General features: G+C 71.8%; 18 protein-coding genes. 13 read left to right on the top strand and 5 right to left on the bottom strand.

What is annotated here, in order from left to right:
• Positions 1 to 149: 149 nt before the first annotated feature.
• From ACCP09_RS38205 to ACCP09_RS38195, 3 genes are all read left to right on the top strand, one after another.
• Positions 150 to 2,081, top strand: coding sequence for a maleylacetate reductase and hydroxyquinol 1,2-dioxygenase domain-containing protein (locus tag ACCP09_RS38205; RefSeq protein ID WP_433753867.1), 1,932 nt, complete (start codon positions 150 to 152; stop codon positions 2,079 to 2,081).
• Positions 2,082 to 2,089: 8 nt separating this feature from the next.
• Positions 2,090 to 3,835, top strand: a complete 1,746-nt coding sequence (locus ACCP09_RS38200; protein ID WP_433753865.1) for an FAD-dependent oxidoreductase — start codon at positions 2,090 to 2,092, stop codon at positions 3,833 to 3,835.
• Positions 3,836 to 3,933: 98 nt separating this feature from the next.
• Positions 3,934 to 4,431, top strand: a complete 498-nt coding sequence (locus ACCP09_RS38195; protein WP_433753863.1) for a DUF4262 domain-containing protein — start codon at positions 3,934 to 3,936, stop codon at positions 4,429 to 4,431.
• A 560-nt stretch (positions 4,432 to 4,991) separates the two neighbouring features.
• Here ACCP09_RS38195 and ACCP09_RS38190 read toward each other — a convergent pair.
• On the bottom strand, positions 4,992 to 5,204 hold the full coding sequence (locus ACCP09_RS38190) for a hypothetical protein (RefSeq protein WP_433753861.1): 213 nt from the start codon (positions 5,202 to 5,204) through the stop codon (positions 4,992 to 4,994).
• A 131-nt stretch (positions 5,205 to 5,335) separates the two neighbouring features.
• Between ACCP09_RS38190 and ACCP09_RS38185 the strand changes: the two genes are divergently transcribed.
• A complete protein-coding gene (locus ACCP09_RS38185; protein ID WP_123683667.1) occupies positions 5,336 to 6,385 on the top strand; it encodes a zinc-binding dehydrogenase in 1,050 nt (349 codons plus the stop codon).
• 60 nt (positions 6,386 to 6,445) lie between these two features.
• Here ACCP09_RS38185 and ACCP09_RS38180 read toward each other — a convergent pair whose 3' ends face one another.
• From ACCP09_RS38180 to ACCP09_RS38165, 4 genes are all read right to left on the bottom strand, one after another.
• Positions 6,446 to 7,849: an MmgE/PrpD family protein gene (locus ACCP09_RS38180; RefSeq protein WP_433753858.1), complete on the bottom strand. Its 1,404-nt coding sequence runs from the start codon at positions 7,847 to 7,849 to the stop codon at positions 6,446 to 6,448.
• A 79-nt stretch (positions 7,850 to 7,928) separates the two neighbouring features.
• Positions 7,929 to 8,744 (bottom strand): cyclase family protein, encoded by an 816-nt coding sequence (locus tag ACCP09_RS38175; protein ID WP_027932082.1) that lies wholly within the window; start codon positions 8,742 to 8,744, stop codon positions 7,929 to 7,931.
• Complete coding sequence (locus ACCP09_RS38170; RefSeq protein WP_027932081.1) at positions 8,741 to 9,550, bottom strand: HpcH/HpaI aldolase/citrate lyase family protein; 810 nt, start codon at positions 9,548 to 9,550, stop codon at positions 8,741 to 8,743. Before ACCP09_RS38170 ends, ACCP09_RS38175 begins: the two co-directional genes overlap by 4 nt.
• Positions 9,547 to 10,725 (bottom strand): CaiB/BaiF CoA transferase family protein, encoded by a 1,179-nt coding sequence (locus tag ACCP09_RS38165; protein WP_027932080.1) that lies wholly within the window; start codon positions 10,723 to 10,725, stop codon positions 9,547 to 9,549. Before ACCP09_RS38165 ends, ACCP09_RS38170 begins: the two co-directional genes overlap by 4 nt.
• A 216-nt stretch (positions 10,726 to 10,941) precedes the next feature.
• Here ACCP09_RS38165 and ACCP09_RS38160 point away from each other — a divergent pair, with 216 nt between their 5' ends.
• Genes ACCP09_RS38160 through ACCP09_RS38120 form a run of 9 tightly spaced genes read left to right on the top strand, consistent with a single transcriptional unit; the run spans position 10,942 to position 20,447 of the window.
• Positions 10,942 to 12,186 (top strand): ABC transporter substrate-binding protein, encoded by a 1,245-nt coding sequence (locus ACCP09_RS38160; RefSeq protein WP_123683663.1) that lies wholly within the window; start codon positions 10,942 to 10,944, stop codon positions 12,184 to 12,186.
• A complete protein-coding gene (locus ACCP09_RS38155; protein WP_228684902.1) occupies positions 12,183 to 13,190 on the top strand; it encodes a branched-chain amino acid ABC transporter permease in 1,008 nt (335 codons plus the stop codon). The genes ACCP09_RS38160 and ACCP09_RS38155 overlap by 4 nt, the downstream gene beginning before the upstream one ends.
• A complete protein-coding gene (locus ACCP09_RS38150; RefSeq protein WP_378334355.1) occupies positions 13,187 to 14,233 on the top strand; it encodes a branched-chain amino acid ABC transporter permease in 1,047 nt (348 codons plus the stop codon). The genes ACCP09_RS38155 and ACCP09_RS38150 overlap by 4 nt, the downstream gene beginning before the upstream one ends.
• Entirely contained in the window at positions 14,230 to 14,964 is a 735-nt protein-coding gene (locus tag ACCP09_RS38145) for an ABC transporter ATP-binding protein (protein WP_378334356.1), read from the top strand. The genes ACCP09_RS38150 and ACCP09_RS38145 overlap by 4 nt, the downstream gene beginning before the upstream one ends.
• Positions 14,951 to 15,652 carry an ABC transporter ATP-binding protein gene (locus tag ACCP09_RS38140; RefSeq protein WP_378334357.1) on the top strand — a complete coding sequence of 234 codons (702 nt, stop codon included), beginning with the start codon at positions 14,951 to 14,953 and terminating at the stop codon, positions 15,650 to 15,652. Before ACCP09_RS38145 ends, ACCP09_RS38140 begins: the two co-directional genes overlap by 14 nt.
• 5 nt (positions 15,653 to 15,657) lie before the next feature.
• Entirely contained in the window at positions 15,658 to 16,980 is a 1,323-nt protein-coding gene (locus ACCP09_RS38135; RefSeq protein ID WP_433753854.1) for an MmgE/PrpD family protein, read from the top strand.
• Positions 16,980 to 17,609, top strand: coding sequence for an aspartate/glutamate racemase family protein (locus ACCP09_RS38130; RefSeq protein ID WP_027932073.1), 630 nt, complete (start codon positions 16,980 to 16,982; stop codon positions 17,607 to 17,609). The genes ACCP09_RS38135 and ACCP09_RS38130 overlap by 1 nt, the downstream gene beginning before the upstream one ends.
• On the top strand, positions 17,609 to 18,955 hold the full coding sequence (locus ACCP09_RS38125) for an FAD-dependent oxidoreductase (protein WP_433753852.1): 1,347 nt from the start codon (positions 17,609 to 17,611) through the stop codon (positions 18,953 to 18,955). The genes ACCP09_RS38130 and ACCP09_RS38125 overlap by 1 nt, the downstream gene beginning before the upstream one ends.
• A 25-nt stretch (positions 18,956 to 18,980) precedes the next feature.
• Complete coding sequence (locus ACCP09_RS38120) at positions 18,981 to 20,447, top strand: dihydroorotase (RefSeq protein WP_027932071.1); 1,467 nt, start codon at positions 18,981 to 18,983, stop codon at positions 20,445 to 20,447.
• Positions 20,448 to 20,510 lie beyond the last annotated feature (63 nt).

Here is a 20,510-nt window from a genome sequence, read left to right as displayed (position 1 = left end):
CGGGATGACCACCCAGCTCGGGTTGGGTTCAAAGATCAAAGAGCCGCTTCGCGCCTCTTTTGTGCCGAAGAACGCGCATTCCGTGCAGGCGACCGCCCCCAGCACCGCCGATACTGGTCAACACGTCGGTGTCAAAGGAGTGGAGCGCGATGCGGGGCTTCGTCTACTCGGCTCATCCGGTTCGGGTCGTGTTCGGCTCGGGGACGGTGGCTCAGGTGCGCGAGGAGGTGGCGCGGCTGGGTGGCAAGCGGGTGTTGTTGCTGTCCGGGCCGTCCGTGCGCGATGCTGCCCAGCCGGTGCGGGACGCGCTCGGGTCGCTGCTCGCCGCGGAGTTCGACGGCGCCGCCATGCACACGCCCGTCGAGGTCACCGGGCAGGCTCTCGAACTGCTGGCCGAACACGAGGCGGACTGCCTGGTCGCGATCGGCGGCGGCTCCACCACCGGGCTGGCCAAGGCGCTCGCCGTGCGCACCGACCTGCCGCAGGTCATCCTGCCGACCACCTACGCGGGCTCCGAGGTCACGCCGGTCCTTGGCGAGACCGAGAACGGCCGCAAGACCACCCGGTCCTCACCCGCGATCCTGCCCGAAACGGTCATCTACGACGTCGACCTGACCCTCGGGCTGCCCGTCGCCGTCTCGGTCACCAGCGGTGTCAACGCGATGGCCCACGCGGTCGAGGCCCTGTACGCACCGCAGGCGAACCCGATCGTCGACGGGATGGCCCTGGACGCGATCACCCGCATCGCCCGGTCGCTGCCCGTCCTCGTCGACGATCCGTCCGATCTGGACGCTCGGGCCGACCTCCTGCAGGCCGCGTGGCTCGCCGGCACCTGCCTGGCCACCGTCGGGATGGGCCTGCACCACAAACTCTGCCACACCCTCGGCGGCTCCTTCGACCTGCCGCACGCCGAGACACACACGGTGATCCTCCCGCACGCCATGGCTTACAACGCCCCGGCCGCGACCGAGGTCATGACCCGCATCGCGGCGGCTCTCGGCACCACCGACGCGCCCAGCGGCGTGCACGACCTCGTCGTCCGCTGCGGCGGGCCGACGTCGCTGCGGGAGCTGGGCATGAGCCTCGACGACGTCCCGCACGCGGCCGAACTCGCCACCGCCAAGCCGTACCCGAACCCGCGCGAGCTGACCCGAGAGGGCATCGAGGACCTCCTGCGGCAGGCGTGGCACGGCACCCGCCCCGGCGGCGGACGCGCCGTGCCCGACCTGGGCTGGCTCACCCGGCAGGTCGTCGCCAGCTTCGACCAGACGCCGGACCCGCGTGCGAAACAGCTGGTCACGGACCTCGTCCGGCACCTGCATCACTACGTCACCGCGAACGACGTCACCCAGGACGAATGGCAGTACGCCATCGACTTCCTGACCCGCGCCGGCCACATCACCACCGACACGCGGCAGGAGTTCGTGCTGCTCTCCGACGTGCTCGGGGTGTCCAGCGCGGTCGACGTCCTGACCAACTCGCGTACCCCGGACACCACACCCTCGGCGGTGCTCGGCCCGTTCTACGTCGAGGGTCCGCCCGCCGCCGAGCACGGCAGCGACATCTCCGGTGGCCTGCCGGGAACGCCGATGTGGGCCGACATCCGCGTCACCGGCCCGGACGGCGAGCCCGTCCCGGACGCCGTCGTCGACGTCTGGCAGTCCAACGAGGACGGCTACTACGACGTCCAGCTGCCCGACCTCGACGGGCCGGTCCTGCGGGCCCGCTTCCGCAGCGACGCCGACGGCCGCGTGCGGTTCTGGTCGATCCTGCCCAAGGAGTACCCGATCCCGGAGGACGGTCCGGTCGGGCAGATGCTCGCGGCCACCGGACGGCACCCGTGGCGGGCGCCGCACGTGCACTTCATGATCAACGCGCCGGGCCACCAGCAGCTCATCACGCAGCTGTTCGTGCGGGGCGGGCCGTACCTGGACGCCTCGTCCGGGCGCGGCGACACCGTCTTCGGTGTCAAGGACTCCCTCGTCGTGGACTTCGTCCCGCGGCACGGCCCCACCCCGGACGGACGGGTCGTCGACGGCGAGTGGCGGTTGCTCGAATTCACCTTCCGCATCGCGCGCTAGGAGTTCCCATGCAGACCTACGACACCGACGTCCTGGTCGTGGGCAGCGGTCCCGCGGGCGGATCGGCGGCACTGCTGCTGGCCGGTTACGGCGTGGACACGCTGCTCGTCAGCAAGTACGGCTGGGTCGCGAACACCCCGCGCGCCCACATCACCAACCAGCGCACGCTGGAGGTGCTGCGGGACGCCGGAGTCGAGAAGGAGGCGCTCGCCGCGGGCACCCCGCAGGAGCTGATGGGCGACACCGTGTTGTGCACGTCGCTGGCCGGTGACGAGATCGGCCGCATCCGCACGTGGGGCACCGGGCCGCGGTCGCTCAGCGAATACGCGGCGGCCAGCCCGTGCGGCATGATCGACCTGCCGCAGACCTACCTGGAACCCATCCTGATCGGCAACGCCGCGGCCCGCGGCGCGAAGGTGCGGTTCGACACCGAATTCCTGTCCCTGGAACAGGACGCGGACGGCGTGACCGCGCGGCTGCTCGACCGGGTGCGGGGCGACGAGTTCACCGTGCGCGCGCGATACCTGATCGGCGCGGACGGCGGGCGCAGCCTGGTGGCCGAGCAGATCGGGCTGCCGATCGCCGGGCAGAGCGGCAAGGCCGGGAGCATGAACATCGTGTTCCGGGCCGACCTGTCGCGGCACGTCGCGCACCGGCCGAGCGTGCTGTACTGGGTGATGCGGCCCGGCGCGCACCTCGGCGGCATCGGGATGGGGCTGGTGCGGATGGTGCGGCCGTGGGACGAATGGCTGCTGACCTGGGGTTACGACATCGACCAGCCGCCGCCGGAGGTCGACGAGGCGACCGCGCGGGACATCGTGCACGACCTGGTCGGCGACCCCTCGGTCGACGTCGAGATCACCTCGACTTCACTGTGGACGGTCAACCACTCCTACGCCACCGAGTATTCGCGCGGCCGGGTGTTCTGCGCGGGCGACGCGGTGCACCGGCACCCGCCGTCGAACGGGCTCGGGTCGAACACGTCCATCCAGGACTCCTACAACCTGGCGTGGAAGCTGGCAATGGTGCTGCGCGGCGAGGCGGGGCCGGGCCTGCTCGACACGTACACGGCGGAGCGGGCACCGGTGGGCAGGCAGATCGTGGACCGTGCGAACCTGAGCCGCGACCAGTTCGGGCCGATCTTCGCCGCGCTGGGCATCGCCGGTGGTGGCGACGACGAGGGCATCGTGGCCGGGCTGGCGGCGTGCCGGGCGGACGATGCGGAGGGCGTCAAGCGGCGACAGGCGCTGCACGAGGCGATCGAGCTGAAGAACTACGAGTTCAACGCGCACGGCGTCGAGCTGAACCAGCGGTACTCGTCGGGAGCGGTGATCCCGGACGACGCTCCGCCGGAGGTGTGGGAGCGGGATCCGGAGCTGTTCCACCAGCCCTCGACCAGGCCCGGGGCGAAGCTGCCGCACGCGTGGCTGGTGGACGAGCACGGCGAGCGTCTGTCTACTTTGGATCTGGTTGGCGGGGGCGAGTTCACCGTGGTGACCGGTCTTGCCGGTGGTGCCTGGGTTTCCGCTGCCGAGGAGTTGTCGTTGCGCGCGGTGCGGATCGGTGACGCCGGTGCTCGTGATGCCTACGGTGACTGGCGCCGGGTGTCGGACCTCGACGAGGCCGGTTGCCTCCTGGTTCGTCCGGATGGTCACGTGGCCTGGCGATCCGTGTCCGATGTGCCGTCCGGGCATGTCGGGGTTCTCCGAGACGTGCTGAACCGGGTGCTGCACCGTCAATTTTCCCCCAATTAGCCACGATCGGGTGAATGCGCCGGGGGCGGGACTGTCTTTTTGTCGGTGCCGCCCTGCATAGTCGATCGCACAGCGACCCGAACTCCGAGGGGGAGAAGATGTGCGGAAAGTGCGACCGGCCGGGCGGGCACCTGCGACACCTGTGCGAGATCATCGCCGAGCACGGCTGGGCGGTGATCTCCTTCGAGGGCAACGGATATCGCCCGCCGTGGGCCTACACGACGGGTCTGACGGGGCGCGGCAGACCGGAGCTGGTGGTGACAGCCATGGAGCCCCACCGGGCGCGCGACGTGCTCAACGAGGTCGCCGCGCACCTGCTCCGAACGGGCGAGCCGGACCTGGCGCCGGGGGAGCGCCTACCGGCCCCGGGCAACCTGCTGCTGGAAGCCGTGACGGTCGAGGTGCCATCGGTGCACCTGCGCACCGCGGTCGACCTGTACGGCCCCGAGGTGCGCGCAACACAACTCGTCCACGCCGACGCGCAAGGCCGCTGGCCATGGCGAGCAGGCTGGCAAGGCCCCGGCGGACGCCAACCAGTACTAGGCCCCCGCGCCGGAGCCCTCCTCATGGAGGCGGCCACCCCACCGTGGCCTTGATGGCGCGGACAGCCCACTCACCCTTTGCGGTAGCCGCAGGGGCGCGCGCCTAGCCGACTCGCCCCGCCCGGCAGGGGTGTGCTCAGCCGACTTACCCCGCCCGCAACGGCGCGCCTAGCCGACTCGCCCCGCCCGGCAGGGGTGTGCTCAGCCGACTTACCCCGCCCGCAATGGCGCGCCTAGCCGACTCGCCCCGCCCGGCAGGGGTGTGCTCAGCCGACTCGCCCCGCCCGCAATGGCGCACTCAGCCGACTCGCCTCGCACGCAAGGTGCGCGCTGCCCACGGGCCCCGCCCCGCAGGGCGGGCGGTGGGCCCGCGGCGACCAGTCTCCCGTGGCTGTAACCGCCACTCGCCTCGCCAGCAGCGGTGCGCTCAGCCGACTCGCCCTGCACGTAGTGGCAGGCAGGCCCTCGGGCCGCGGCGGCCGCCCGTGGGCAGCCACCTGCCTTCAGCGGCCGCTCAGCGCACTCGCCCAGGCCGCAACCCCCGACCCATCGCCGCCCGTTTCGCAAACGCTGGAACCCGCCCCAGCACGCATCCGGCGCCGGCCACGAAACAATCACCGCGGCTTGCGGCGGTGCACTGCCATCCAGTTGAGGTCGCGCACGCGGAAATTCACACCCTGCGCCGCATGCAGGTCGCGGCGGTGCTCGACGAGCTCGTCCGTCGCCCAGGGCTTCACCGGGCGCTTCCGCCGGGTGCGCAGGTCGTGCACGCCCGCGGCGACCAGCAGCAAACCGATGATGCCGACGAAAACCACCAGGAGCACCATGAACGACCTCCCCAGTCCAGTCAGCTCCGATTCTGCCACCGATCGTGCCAAGAAGGAGGAAGTCACGTGTGAGAATCACGCACCGGGGACACCATGTGGGGTAACGCCGCCGCGACGACGGGAGGACCCGCATGGCCACCATGCTGGCCGGCAGGCTGGAGATCAGCTCGCGCAAGTTCGACGTCCGCGAGGTGCCGGTCCCCGAACCCGGGCCGGGCCAGGTCCGGATCAAGGTGCGCGCGGCCGGGGTGTGCCTGTCCGACGTCCATTTGATCGACGGCACCCTCACGCCGCTCTTCCTCGAAACCCCCGAGGTCACCCTCGGCCACGAGGTGGCGGGCGAGATCGACGCGATCGGCCCCGACGTGCCGGACCGGTGGCGGGAGGGCCAGCGCGTCGCCCTGGAGGCGGGGGAGCGGTGCGGCCAGTGCCCGAACTGCGTCCGCTTCCGCGACCCGTGCCTGCAGGTCCGCACCCGCGGCGTCGACTACGACGGTGGCTGGGCCGAGTACGCCCTCGCCACCCAGCACACCCTCATCCCGATCCCCGACGACCTGCCGTTCGTGCAGGCCGCGATCGTGCCGGACGCCGTGTCCACCCCGTGGGGCGCGGTCACCGGCACCGGCCAGGCCCAGCCTGCCCGGCCGGCGGGCGTGTGGGGTGCGGGCGGGCTCGGCGCGCACGCCGTGCAGCTGCTCCGGCTGATCGGTGCCGCCCCGATCGTCGCGGTGGATCCGCTCGAAGCGGCGCGGGAACGGGCCCTCGAATTCGGCGCCGACCTCGCGCTGGACCCGGGTGACCCCACCCTGCGCGAGCAGATCCTCGCCCTCACCGGCGGTTCCGGGCTGGACGTGGCGTTCGACATGGCCGGCGTGCCCCCGGTGCGGGAGCAGGCGGTGAGCTGCCTCGGCCTCGGCGGGCGTCTCGTGCTCGTCGGCCTGACCCCGAAACCGCTCACGGTCACCGACGGCATCGGATTCAGCTACCGCGGCCAGCGCCTGCTCGGCCACTACGGCTCCCAGCCGGGCGCGGTCGAGCAGCTCATCGAGCTGGCGCGCTACCACCGCCTGGAGTGGAGCCGCAGTATCAGCGGCACCTACCCGCTCGCCGACGCCGCGACGGCCGTCGAGCACCTGGAACGCAAGGAGGGCAATCCGATTCGCCTCGTCTTGGTCCCCTGACCGCCCGCACCGGCCCTGCGGCGAGCTCGCCACAGGGCCGGCGCGGTCACCGCCAGCACGTCACGCCCGCAGGAGGCGCGTCAGCTCACCGAGGTCAGTGAGCCCGGCGAGGCCGTACGTCAGCTCGGTGATCCGGTCCGCCGCGTCCGCGGACACCACGCGCGTCGCGTTCAGGCGGAACTTCAGCGCCAGCTCCTCGGCGGACAGCGGGTTCGCCGCCCCGCCGCGGTTGGCGTCCACCCGCTCCTCCAGCGTGCGCCCGTCCCGCAGGTGCGCGCGCAGCACCGCCGGGAACTGGTGCGGGAAGATCTCGTCGCACCGGGCGTCCGGCACGCAGGTCACCTTCGCCGCCAACGCCAGCCGCTCCGGGGAAGCCGCTGCCGTGTCGGTGAAGTCGTCGTGGAAGACGCCCAGCCCGCCGCCGCCGAGGAAGCCCGCGGCCACCGTGTACGGGCCCGAGAACGCGGCGTGGTAGCCGGACCGCGGGCGGATCTTGTCCTCCCGCGGCTCACCGATCGTGCGCAGCACCGCGGTCGGCGCGCCGAGTTCCAGCGACTCGATCTCCTCGACCGCCACGCCCCGCTCACGCAACCGCCGCGCGGCGTCGATCCCGGCGTGCGTGAAGTGGTTGCACGGGTAAGGCTTGAAGAAGATGCCGGGCAGCTCCCACTCGTCGCCGAGCCCGCGGCTGATCGCGTCCACGTCGGTCTGGTCACCGCAGAACGCCTGCAGCAGACCGAACCGGCCCTCCAGCACGGTCGGCGGACCGGTGATGCCGTGCCGCGCCATGCCTGCCGCCGTCACCGCCGCGTGCGCGGCCCACCCGCAGTGCACGCGCTTCACGGTGCCGCCGGTGCGGTTGGCCTCCAGCAGGCCGGACCCCATGCTCGACGCGATCCCCAGTGCGTCCGCGATGCCGTCTTCATCCACTTCGGACAGCATGGCGCACGCCACCGCCGCGCCCAGCGCGCCGCAGATCGCCGTGGCGTGCAGGCCGCGCTCGAAGAACACCGAGTTGCCCAGCTCCGAGTCGTACCCGGCCATGCCGAGCCGCACGGTGATCTCGACGCCGACGCCGATCGCGTCCAGCAGCTGCGCGCCCGAGCAGCCGCGGGCCTCCGCCACTGCGAGCGCCGCGGGCACCACCGACGCGGACGGGTGCAGGACGGACGGCAGGTGCGTGTCGTCGAAGTCCAGCGAGTGGGCCAGTGTCCCGTTGACCAGGGCCGCGCTGGGCTCCGGCAGCCGGTCACCCGACCCGATGGCCGTCGCCCGGCCGGACCCGCCCCACTCGCGAACGAGGGCGCCGACCGCGGCGGCCGGACGCTCGGAAGTGGCGGCGAGGCTGTTGCCCAGCACGTCGAGCACCCGCCGCGCCGCGTCCTCCCGCAGCTCGGCGGGCAAGCCCTTCGCCCGCACCGAGGCGGCGAACTCCGCCAACCGCTGCACGATTGTTTGTGTCATGCCGTCACCGCCGTGGGGGGTTGTACCGGCGTGCCGGTGGTGCCGAGGGTGGGTCGTGGGGTGGGCAGGAACGAGCGCCTCATGCCGCCACCGCCGCGAGGGGGCGGATCGGCGAGCCCGTCCCGCCGACGATGCGCAACGGCGCGAGCATGAAGACGAACTCCCGCACGCCCGACTCGGCGATCGCCTCCAGGTTCAGGTGCTCCATGATGAAGATCCCCGACTCGACCAGCAGCACCCGGTGCACCGGCAGCACCGCGTGCCCCGCGCCGGCTGGGATCTGCTCGTACGCCGTCGTGTCCGCGCCGGTCGCGACGATCCCCCGCGCGGTCAGCCACGAAGCGGCCGACACGTCCGCGCCCGGCACGCCCGACTCCTTGCCCATGTACGCCACCGGGTCCGAGAAGTTCCGCGCCCAGCCCGTCCGGATCAACGCCACGTCACCGGGGCCCGGCTCGGCGCCGGCCAGCTTCGCCGCCGCCTCCAGGTCCTCCGCCGTCACGCCGTAGCCCGGCTCCAGCACCGGCACCCCGTGCACCGCCGCCACGTCCAGCAGCACCGCGCGCCGCAGCAGGCCGGGCAGGTTTTCCGCGCCGTGGGTCTTGAACACGCCACCCTGCTGGGCCTCCGCCGCGTCCACGTCCCCGTGCAGCTTGCCGCAATGACTCACGTGCGACAACGCGTCGATGTGCGTGCCGACGTGCCCGCCGGTCACGATGATCTCGTTCGCCGCCGAACCGCCGTCCGCCCGCTGCATGTCCCCGTGCCTGCGGATCAACGTCATCCGGAACCCGGGATGGTTCGGCGAGGTCGGCATGCCGGTGAAGAACGGCTGACCCAGCTCGATCAACCGCACCCCGCCGGACACCGCCGCCAGCAACGCATCCTGTGTCATGAACCCTTGCCTTCCTTCACGTACTGGTCCGCGATCTCGAGCACCCACCGGGCGCGCGCCACGATCGCGGCGTCCACGAACTGTCCGTTGTGGTCGATCCAGGCCGACTCCTCCGCGGCGAGCACCTCGCGGGCCCACGCCGTTTCGGCCGGGTCGGGGGCGCACACCTCGTGCACCACCGGGATCTGCGCGGGGTGGATCACCGACCGGCCGAAGAACCCGGCGTCCCGCCCCGCGGCCGTCGAGGCACGCAGACCGTCCAGGTCACGCACCGCCGTCCACACGCTCTGCACGGGGCTCGGCAACCCGGCCGCCCGCGCCGCCACCACGACCCGCGAACGGGGCCACGCCAGCGCGCCGGAATCCCGCACCCGCAGGTCCGCCATCAAATCGGCCTCCCCGAGGGAAATCCCCGCCACCAGCGGGTGCGCGGTCGCCAGCCCTAATGCGTTCTCCACCCCCAGCGCCGACTCCAGCACGGGGTACACCGGCACTCCGAGCGCGTCGGCGACCCGGCGCAGCTCGCCCGGATCCTCCGCCTTCGGCACGCGCACACCGGCCACACCGTCGACGGAAGCCAGCGCGCGGATGTCCGCCTCACCGGCGGAGGTCCCGGGCGCGTTGATCCGCACGAAAGCCGGCGCGGACGCGAGCGTCTCCAGCACGGTCCGCCGCGCGAAGTCCTTGGCGGCGGCGGAAACCGCGTCCTCCAGGTCGAGGATCACCGCGTCCGCGGGCCCGGCCAGTGCCTTGCCGATGCGGTCCGGCCGGTCGCCCGGCACGTACAGCCAGCTGCGGGGGATCACTTCACGACGCCCTTTTCCCGCAGCGCGGCCACATCCACCCCGTACCGGCCCAGGACCTCCTCGGTGTGCGCGCCGAGCGGGGCGCCTGCCGAGGTGATCCGCCCCGGCGTCTCGGACAGCCGGAACAACACGTTCTGCATCTTCACCGGCCCGAGCTCGTCGTCGTCGACCGTCGCGATGGTGCCGAGCGCCGCGAACTGCGGGTCGCTCATCACGTCCGCCGCCGTGTAGATCGGCGCGACCGCCGCCTCGGCCTCCTCGAACGCCTTGACCACCTCGTCGCGGTCCCGCTGCGCGATCCACGAACCGACCGCCTCGTCGAGCAGATCGGCGTGCCGCGCCCGTTCCGCGCCCGAGGCGAACCACGGCTCGTCGATCAGCTCGGGACGCCCGACCAGCCGCATGACCCGTTCCGCGATCGTCTGCGCGCTGGTGGAGATCGCCACCCAGCTGCCGTCGCGCGTGCGGTAGGTGTTGCGCGGCGCGTTGTTCACCGACCGGTTCCCGGTGCGCTCCTGCAGCTGCCCGAGCTGGTCGTAGGCGATGATCTGCGGCCCGAGCAGCGTCAGGATCGGCTCGATGATCGCCAGGTCGACGACCTGCCCGCGCCCGGTCTGCTCCCGCGCCCGCAGCGCGGTCATGATCGCGTACGCGGTGGTCAGGGCCGCGATCCCGTCCGCTAGCCCGAACGGCGGCAGTGTCGGCGGCCCGTCCGGCTCGCCGGTGATGGCCGCGAACCCGCTCATCGCCTCGGCCAGCGTGCCGAACCCGGGCCGCTTGGCGTACGGCCCGATCTGGCCGAACCCGGTGACGCGCGCGAGCACCAGGCGGGGGTTGATCTCGCGCAGTTCGTCGTATCCCAGGCCCCAGCGTTCCAGCGTGCCCGGCCGGAAGTTCTCGATCACCACGTCGGCGTCGGCGACCATCTTCCGGAACACCTCCTGCCCCTCGGGCGCGCCGAGGTACAGGGTGATGGCCTTCTTGCCGCGGCCGAGCATCTTCCACCACAGGCCGACACCGTCGCGCTGGGCGCCGTGGCTGCGGACCGGATCGCCCTTCGGGTGCTCGATCTTGATCACCTCGGCGCCGAAGTCGCCGAGCAGCGTCGCCGCCAGCGGGCCGGCGAAGAGGGTGGCCGTGTCGAGTACCCGGATCCCGGACAATGCGCCCGTCATGGGGCGTACCTGCCTTTCTCGTCCCGGCGAGCGTCGTTTCGCCAGGAGGAACATCGGTAAACATCCTGTTTCGTCGCCGACGCATCGCGCTGGTCACCAAGTTCGCACTGATAACGGCGCTCCGTCAAGTTATGACTGGATATTGACCTGACGTGGAGGCGGGTGTCACGATAGCCCGCATCACTCCCAATGTTTCTCTAAGCGGAACGAGGTGACATGTCCGCGCGAAAGCTCATCGCCGCGCTCGGTGCGTGCGCCCTGCTCGCGACCGGTTGCGGGGGCTCGGCTCCGATGGGGGCCGCCGGCGCGGCCGCCGGACGCGACGAGGGCCCGGTGAAGATCGGCGCGCTGCACCCGGTCAGCGGGTCCAATGCGGTGGACGGGCAGCAGATGCGCCGCGGCGCCCAGATGGCGGTGGACGCCATCAACGCGGCAGGCGGCATCAAGTCCCTCGGCGGCCGCAAGGTCGAGCTGGTCACGGGGGACACCCAGGGCAAGGCCGACATCGGCCAGAGCGAGGCGCAGCGGCTGATCTCGGCCGGTGCGGTCGGCCTGGTCGGCACCTACCAGAGCGCGGTCAGCACGAACGTCGCCGTGGTGGCGGAACGCAACCGCGTCCCGTTCGTCGCGGACGTGACCGCGTCCGACGCGATCTACGCCCACGGCTACAAGTACGTGTTCCGCGTGCAGCCGGGCAGCAAGGTCATCGCGACGGCCGCCGCGCAGTACCTCCAGCAGGTGTCGCAGCAGGCGGGCAAGCCCGTCAAGAAGGTCGCGTTCCTGCACGAGCAGAGCGATTTCGGCAGCGGCGCGGCGGAGGCCTTCACGCAAGCCGCCCGGCAGCTGGGCATCGAGGTCGGCCCGAACATCAGCTACGACGCGGCGAGCGTCAGCGACCTGACCGCGCAGGTCACGCAGGTCAAGGCGTCCGGCGCGGACGTGCTGGCGGTGGCGGGCTACTACCGCGACAGCCTCCTGGCGGCCAAGGCGATCGCCTCGGTCAAACCGGATCTCAACGCGGTCTGGGGCGTGTCCAACGGCGCCTTCGACCAGCCGAAGTTCGTCACCGACGCCGGTGATCTCGGCGCGCTGTACTTCAGCACCAACTACCACTACGACGCGACCAACCCGCAGACCGCCGCGCTGCGCGAGCAGTACCAGCGCACGTACGGCGATCCGATGCGGACCGGCGCGGTGCTGTCCTACGACGCGGTCCAGGTGATCGCGCAGGCGGTCGAGAAGGCCGCCAGCACCGATCCGAAACTGGTCCGCGATGCCATCGCCGCCGCCCAGGTCGCACCCCTGACCGTGGGCGCGGGCCCGATCCAGTTCGCCCCCAACGGCGACAACCGCAACGCCATGGCGGTCCTGATGCAGATCCAGGACGGCCAGGTCAAGCAGGTCTATCCCCCGGAGAAAGCCGAATCCCGGCCCGAGTACCAGGTGACGTGGCGGCCATGAGCGAAACAGCACAGCGGGCGGCGCTCGCCCCCGAAGTCTCCCCACCCCAGAAGAAGGACCGCGGTTTCCTCGGCCGCGCCGGTGTCGTCGGCGGTGTCCTCGTCGTCGCGATCGTCGTCGCGCTGCTGCAGTCGGGCAGCGGGCTGGTGGTCTGGCAGTCGGTCGTCACCGGCCTGCTGACCGGCGGTCTGTACGGCCTGATCGCGATGGGCCTGACGCTGATCTTCGGCGTGCTGGACATCGTCAACTTCGCGCACGGCGCGTTGCTCGCGGTCGCGATGTTCATCTCCTTCGGCATGGTGCAGGCCACCGGCATGCACCCCTACCTCACGCTGGTCATCGCCATCCCGGCGTTGTTCCTGATCGGCGCGGCCGTCCACCGTGGACTGCTGTCCGGCACCGGCGGCAGCTCGCTGGAGAACCAGCTGCTCATCACGCTGGGCCTGTCGCTGCTGCTGGAGAACGGGCTGCTGATGTTCTTCGGCGCCGAGCCCAAGACCATCGCGCTGCCCGGCGACTTCCAGTTCCCGCTGCTGGGTGCGGTCGTCGCGGGGTCGCGGCTCTACGCGTTCCTCGGCGCGATCCTGCTCGGCGCGCTGCTGTACTGGCTGCTGCGCCGGACCCGGCTGGGCACCGCGATCCGCGCGGTCGCCGCGCACGGGCCGGGCGCGGAACTGGTCGGCATCAACGTCCGCCGGATCCACACGCTCACCTTCGCGATCGGCACGGCATGCGCCGGTGCGGCCGCCGCGCTGGCGGGACCGCTGGTCACCGTGACGCCGACGCTCGGCGAGCAGTTCAACATCACCGCGTTCGTCGTGGTGGTGCTCGGCGGGATGGGCAACGTCGTGGGCGCGCTCGTCGGCGGCCTGCTGATCGGGCTGGTCGAGCAGCTCACCACGATCTACCTCGGCGGGCAGTCCTCGCTGCTGGGTGTGTTCGTGGTGTTCATCCTCGTGCTCTTCCTGCGCCCGCAGGGCCTGTTCGGAAGGAAGGCGGCATGAGCACCATCACCATCGCCGGTCCCGCCGGCGCGGAGAAGGTCAAGGCCCCGCCGCTGCGCCCGCAGAACCGGCAGCTCGCGATCCTCGCCGTGCTGGTGCTGGTCGCGATCCCGCTGCCGCTCATCCTGCCGCCGGCGCAGGGCGCGGTCGCCGTGCGGATCCTGATCTTCCTGCTGATGGCCGTCGGCTGGAACATCATGAGCGGGTTCGGCGGCATGTTCAGCTTCGGGCACGCGGCCTACTTCGGGCTCGGCGCGTACACCAGCGCCTACCTGCTGGTGAAGCACAACGTGTCGCCGTGGATCGGGATGGTCGCCGGGATGGCGGTGGCCGCCGCGGCCGCCGTGCTGATCGGCTACTTCTCCTTCCGCTACAAGCTGCAGGGCGCGTACTTCGCGCTCGCCACGTTCGCCTTCGCCGAGATGCTGCGGCTGGTCGTGACCAGCAGCGCGTTCGCCAACAAGGCGGTCGGGTTCACCGTTCCGCTGATCCCGGACTCGTCGCTGTGGATGCTGCAGTTCGAGGCCGACTCGCCGGCGTACTTCTGGGTCGCGCTGGTGCTGGCCGGTGCGGCGGTCGCGATCAGCATCGTGTTCCTGCACTCCCGCGCCGGGAAGTACGTGACCGCGATCCGGGACGACGAGCTGGCCGCGGCCTCGCTCGGCACGCCCGTGATGCGGCACAAGCTGATGACGGTGGCGTTGTCCGCCGCGATCACCGCGGTCGCCGGCGCCTTCTACACCCAGTACTACCTGTTCGTGAACCCGGAACTGGGCTTCGGCTCGGCGGTGTCGATCCAGGCGATCGTGCCGGTGGTGATCGGCGGCATCGGCACCATCTGGGGCCCGGTGGTCGGCGCGATCATCGTCGGTTCGCTCACCGACGTGACCGCGACGCTGCTGCGCACGCCGCCCGAGTTCCTGGGCTTCCTGCAGGGGCGCAGCGGTCTGGACGTGGTGCTGTACGCGGTGCTGCTGATCCTGATCGTGCGCCTGCTGCCGAAGGGCATCGTCGGAACGATCGCGGCGAGGTGGCGTCGATGAGCATCGTCAGGGTCGACGGGGTCGGCAAGTCCTTCCGCGGGCTGCGGGCGCTGTCCGAGGTGGACTTCGAGGTGGCCGAGGGGGAGATCCTCGGCATCATCGGGCCGAACGGCGCGGGCAAGACCACCCTGTTCAACGTCGTCTCCGGCGCGCTGGCCCCGGACACCGGGCGGGTCGCGTTCGCCGGGCAGGACGTCACCGGACGGGCGCCGGACCGCATCGCCCGCGCCGGGATGGTGCGCACGTTCCAGCTGATGCGGCCGTTCTCCAGCATGACCGTGCTGGAGAACGTGTGCCTGGCCGCGCAGCACCACCGGTTCGGGCGGCGCAAGCTGCGCGAGCACGCGCTGGAGGTGGTCGAGCGGGTCGGGCTCGGGCCGTGGGCCCACCGGGCCGCACCGGAGCTGCCGACGGCCGGTCTCAAGCGGCTCGAACTGGCCCGCGCGCTCGCGATGCGGCCGAAGGTCCTGCTGCTCGACGAGGTCCTCGCCGGTCTGGTGCCCGCGGAACGCGAACCGGTGCTGGACCTGCTGGCGCGGCTGCGCGAGGAGGAGGGCGTGACCCTGCTGTTCATCGAGCACATCATGGCCGCGGTGATGCGGCTGGCCGACCGCGTGCTCGTGCTGGACCAGGGCCAGGTCATCGCCGTCGGGTCGCCGCAGGAGGTCACCAGCGACGCGCGTGTCATCGACGCCTACCTCGGTGAGGAGCCGACCCATGCTGACGCTTGAGAAGGTGTGCGCCGGGTACGGGCGGATGCGGATCCTGCACGACGTCGACCTGCACCTGGGCGAGGGCGAGATCGTCGCGCTGGTCGGCGCGAACGGCGCGGGCAAGACCACGACGCTGCGGAGCATCTGCGGGCAGCTGAAGGCGTTGTCCGGCAGCATCACGTTCAACGGCGCGCCGACCGCGGGCCGCCGCCCGGACCAGCTCGTGCGCGACGGTCTGGTGCATGTGCCGGAGGACCGGGCGCTGTTCGGCACGCTGACCGTCGAGGAGAACCTGCGGATGGGGGCGTGGACGCGCACCCCGGCGCAGGCGGCGAAGTCGCTGGCCGAGGTCTACGAGCTGTTCCCGGTCCTCGCCGAGCGGCGCACGCAGATCGCGCAGACGTTCAGCGGCGGTCAGCAGCAGATGCTGGCGATCGCCCGCGCGCTGATGGCGGCGCCGAAGCTGCTGATGCTGGACGAGCCGTCGACCGGCCTGTCGCCCAAGCTGACCTGGACGATGCTCGAAGCGGTGCGGCGGATCCGGGACAACGGGGTGTCGGTGCTGCTGGTCGAGCAGAACGCCAAGCAGGCGCTGGCGATCGCGGACCGCGCGTACGTGCTGGAGAGCGGGTCGACCGTGCTGTCCGGCAGCGGCGCGGAGCTCGCCGGCGACAGCCGGGTGCGAAAGGCGTACCTGGGACTGTGACAGCGGTGGAATCGACTCGGCGGCTCGGCGCGTGGGTGTCCGAACTGGACACCCCGGACGCGGTTCGGGACCGGCTCGCGCTGGTCCTGCTGGACGTCCTCGGGGTGACCGCGGTCGGCGCGGCGCAGCCGGAGCAGCGGGCGCTGCGCGCGGCGTGGCGAGCCCCGGACGGACCGGCGCCGTTGCTCGGTGCCGAGCGATCCGTGACCGTGGACGCGGCGGCGTTCCTGAACGGGATGGCCCTGGTGTCGCTGGAGCTCGACGAGGGCAACAAGTACGCCAAGGGACATCCCGCCGCGCACGGTTTCCCCGCGGTGCTGGCGCTGGCCGCGGACCTGGACAGCACCGGCGCCGACACCGCGGCGGCGCTGCTGGCGGCGTACGAAGTCGCGTCCCGGTTCGGTCGCGCGACGTCCTTGAAGCCCGGCGCGCACCCGCACGGCAGCTGGGGTGTCCCCGGCGCGGCGGCGGGCTGCGCGCGGTTGCTGGGGCTCGACGCGGAGCAGACCGCCGCGGCCATCGACACCGCGGCGGGCATGGCGATCGCCGGGCACTTCGACTCGGCGACCACCGGCAACCCGGTGCGCAACGCCTGGATGGGCGCTTCCGCGACCTCCGGGTTGGCGGCCGCGCGGATGGCGGCGGCCGGGATGGCCCGCAACACCGGCACCGCGGCGCTGTCCCTCGGCACGCTGCTCGGTTCGTTCGACCCGGGTGAGCTGACCGCCGACCTGGGGACGCGGTGGGACATCCAGCACGGCTACTTCAAGCGGCACGCGTCCTGCTCGTTCACCCACCCGGCGGCTGACGCGGTCCTCGCGCTGCGCGGCGAGTTCCCGGCGGCCGGCATCACGTCGATCCTCGTCGAGTCCCACGCGCTCGGCGCCGGCCTCACCGGCACGGACTGGACGAACCGGTTGTCGGCGATGTTCTCCACCCCGTTCGTGGTCGCCACCGCGGCACTGACCGGGCGGGTCGGCCCGGACAGCGCCCTCGACGACCCGGCGGTGCGAACGCTTGCGCAGCGGGTGCGGCTGGTCGCGGCCGACGACCTGACCGCCCGCCTGCCCGCCGAACGCGCCGCGCGGGTCACGGTCGCCTTCGACGACGGCACCACGCTCACCCGCGAGGTGCCCAACCCGGTCGGCGACGCCGACCACCACCCGCTGGCCGAGGACGACCTGGTCGCCCTGCTGAAGACGTGGCTGCCCCGGCAGCCCGGGCTCGTGGACCGCGCCGTCGCGGTCAGCCACGAGCTGCCCGGCCTGGCCCGCGTCGGGGACGCCCTGCGCGGGCTGGCCGGGCCGGACGAGAAGGAGCTGAACTGATGCGTGCCCTCGCGGTGACGCCCATCCACCTGCCCGCGGAGGAGATCCGGCGGCGGCAGGCCCGCTACGACCGGCTCGCCCCGCCCGGCCTGGAGGTCGAGCTCGTCGACGTCGGCGCCGCCGCGCCGGCTTCGCTGGACACCGACGAGTCCGTGCGTGCTTCCGAACGCCAGGTGGCCGCCGCCCTCGCGCGGGCGGGGGATGGCTACGACCTGGCCTTCCCGGACTGCGTGCTCGATCCCGCGGTGCCGGACACCGTCGCGGCGGATCCGCGGCCGGTGCACGGGCTGCTCAAGCTGTCCGCGACCTACCTCGCGGGCAAGGGCGTGCGGTTCGGCGCGGTGGTGCGCAACGAGGCCATCGCCGCCGAGTTCGGCAAGCGCATCGCCGCCTACGGGCTGAGTGCCTACTTCGCCGGCACCCGCGTGCTGGACCTGCCGTTCGAGGCGATCGCCGACACCGGCACGTGGAACCGGGCAGTGGGCGCCGCGGTGCGCGAACTGGCGTCGCTGGGCGCGACCGCGGTCATCAACGGCTGTTCGGCGGTGGACGTCGAACCCGCCGACCTGCCTGCCCGGATCGTCGACCCGACGGCGCTTGCGCTGCGGCTGCTGGCGGTGGAGGCGTGATGGATCTCGTCGTCGCGGGTGCCGGTGGCGGCCTGGCCGGTGCGCTGCGTGCCGCCGAGCTCGGGCTGAGCGTGGTCGTCGTCGAGGCCAGCGAGCACTTCCGGCGCGGCAACAACACGTCGATGTCGACCGCGATGTTCCCCGGCGCCGGTTCGCGCTGGCAGGCCGAGGCGGGCGTCGACGACTCGCCCGAGCGGTTCGTCGCCGACATCATGGCCAAGACGAAGGGCCAGGCCGATCCGCGGCTGGCCCGTACGCTGGCGGAGGTGAGCGCGCCGCTGGTGGAGTGGCTGGCGGATTCGGCGGGACTGCCGTTGTCGCTGGTCACCGACTTCAACTACCCCGGACACGCGGTGCCGCGCTGCCACTCGATCCCGGGGCGGCACGGCTCCGGGGTCATCGACCACCTGGCCCGGCGGGTCGCCGAGCACGAGAACATCGAGCTGCTCGCGCCGGCGAAGCTGGTCGACGTGCTCACCGGTGACGGCGGTGTCCGCGCCGCGGTGGTGCGGTACCCGGACGGCACGGAGGAGGAGATCCCGACCGGCGCGGTCCTGTTGGCCACCAACGGGTTCGGGGCCGATCGCGAGCTGGTCGCCCGGCACTTGCCGGAGATCGCGGACGCGTTGTACCAGGGCAGTGACCAGTCGCTCGGCGACGCGTTGCGGATCGGCGAGAAGCTCGGCGCCGCGGTCGGTTACCTGGACGCCTACCAGGGCCACGGTGCGGTCGCGGCGAACGCGGGCACCCTCGTCGGCTGGGCGACGATCATCCACGGCGCGATCCTGGTGGACACGACGGGTCGCCGCTTCGGCGACGAGACCCGCGGCTACTCCGAGTACGCCGCCGAACTGGCCGCCCGGCCCGGGGCGACCGGCTGGATCGTGCTGGACGAGACGATCTTCGAGCAGTGCCAGCCGTTCCAGGACTTCCGGGACACCGTCGCCTCCGGCGCGCTGGTGTGGGCCGATTCGGCTGAGGAGCTGGCCGCGGCGACCGGTTTGCCGGAGCTGGCCGACGAACTCGCCGTCGCCGGCGCGATCGCCCACGGTGAGCGCACGGATTCGTTCGGACGCACCAACTGGGAGCGCCCGCTGTCCGGCCGACTCGCCGCGGTGCGGGTGGTGCCCGCGCTCTTCCACACCCAGGGCGGTTTGCTGGTGAACGAGAACGCCGCCGTCGTCGACGCCCAGGACCGGCCGATCCCCGGCCTGTACGCCGCGGGCGGCGCGGCGGCGGGCATCTCCGGTCACGGCGCCGCCGGATACCTGCCCGGCAACGGGCTCCTGCCGGCCTTCGGGCTGGCGTACCTGGCCGCGAACGACGTCGCACGTCGCCCGGCCTGATCGATCACGCGGAGGAAAACGAGAGATGGCAACGACGGAACTGCTGGTCCGCAACGTCCGGGTGGTCCGGCCCGACGGCCCCGACGGTGAGCCGGAACTGCTGGACATCGCCGTCAACGACGGCACGATCACGCGGGTGGCGCCGGACCTGCCCGCCGACGACGCTGCCCGGGTGATCGACGGCCGGGGCCTGCTGGCCTTCCCCGGCGTGGTCGACGCCCACCAGCACTGGGGCATCTACAACGAGCTGTCCACCGACACCCGGACGGAAAGCCGGGCGAGCGCGCAGGGCGGTGTGACGACGTCGCTGACCTACATGCGGACCGGGCAGTACTACTTGAACAAGGGCGGCAGCTACCGGGACTTCTTCCCGGAGGTGCTGAGCAAGTCCGCCGGGAACGCGTACGTCGATTACGCCTTTCACCTGGCGCCGATGTCGGCGCAGCACATCGAGGAGATCCCGTTCCTCGTCGAGGAGCACGGCGTCACGTCGTTCAAGATCTTCATGTTCTACGGTTCGCACGGGCTGCACGGCCGGTCGACGAGCCAGAGCGATTTCCTGATGATCCCGCCGGACGAGCGTTACGACATCGCGCACTTCGAGTTCGTGATGCGCGGCGTGCAGAAGGCGCGGGAAATCCTGACCGAGTACGCACCGCACCTGTCGTTGTCGCTGCACTGCGAGACGGCGGAGATCATGACGGCGTACACGAAGATGGTCGAGCAGGACGGCTCGTTGACCGGGCTGCGGGCGTACTCGGCGTCGCGGCCGCCGCACTCGGAGGGCCTGGCGGTTACGATCGCGTCGTACCTGGCGCACGAGACCGGGCTGCCGAACATCAACCTGCTGCACCTGTCTTCGGAGAAGGCCCTGTCGGCGGCGCTGACCATGGCGTCGGCGTTCCCGCACATCGACTTCCGCCGCGAGGTGACGATCGGCCACCTGCTGGCGGACGTCGACACCGCGTCGGGCATCGGTGGCAAGGTCAACCCGCCGCTGCGGGAGCGCGAGGACGTGGAAGCCCTGTGGCGGCACGTGCTGGCGGGCGAGGTGGACTGGGTGGTGAGCGACCACGCCTGCTGCCGGGACGAGCTGAAGTTCGGCTCGGACCGGGAGGACGTGTTCTTGGCGAAGTCCGGTTTCGGCGGGGCGGAGTACCTGTTGCCCGGCCTGGTGGGCGAGGGCACCAAGCGGGGCCTGTCGCTGCAGAAGATCGCCGCGCTGCTGTCGTGGAACCCCGCCCAGCGGTACGGCCTGCTGCGCAAGGGAAAGATCGCGGAAGGCTTCGACGCGGACTTCGCCCTGGTGGATCCGAACGTCCAGTGGACCGTGCGGGCGGCCGACTCGGAAAGCACCCAGGAATACACCCCGTTCGAGGGCTTCGAGATGACGGCAAGGGTCACGGACACCTTCGTGCGCGGCAACCACGTCTACGCGGACGGCAAGATCCAAGGCGAGCCCACCGGCAAATTCCTCAAGCGCGGCCGCTAACCACCCCTTAACCGCCACCCGGCAACGAAAAGCAAGCGACCAACGCACCAGACCTCCCCCGCC

Origin of the sequence: Amycolatopsis sp. 3B14 (assembly GCF_050958625.1) — a bacterium.
Classification (GTDB): Bacteria; Actinomycetota; Actinomycetes; order Mycobacteriales; family Pseudonocardiaceae; genus Amycolatopsis_E; species Amycolatopsis_E thermoflava.
The sequence above is the reverse complement of the archived record's forward strand: the minus strand, read 5'-3'. Positions and strand labels throughout refer to the sequence as shown.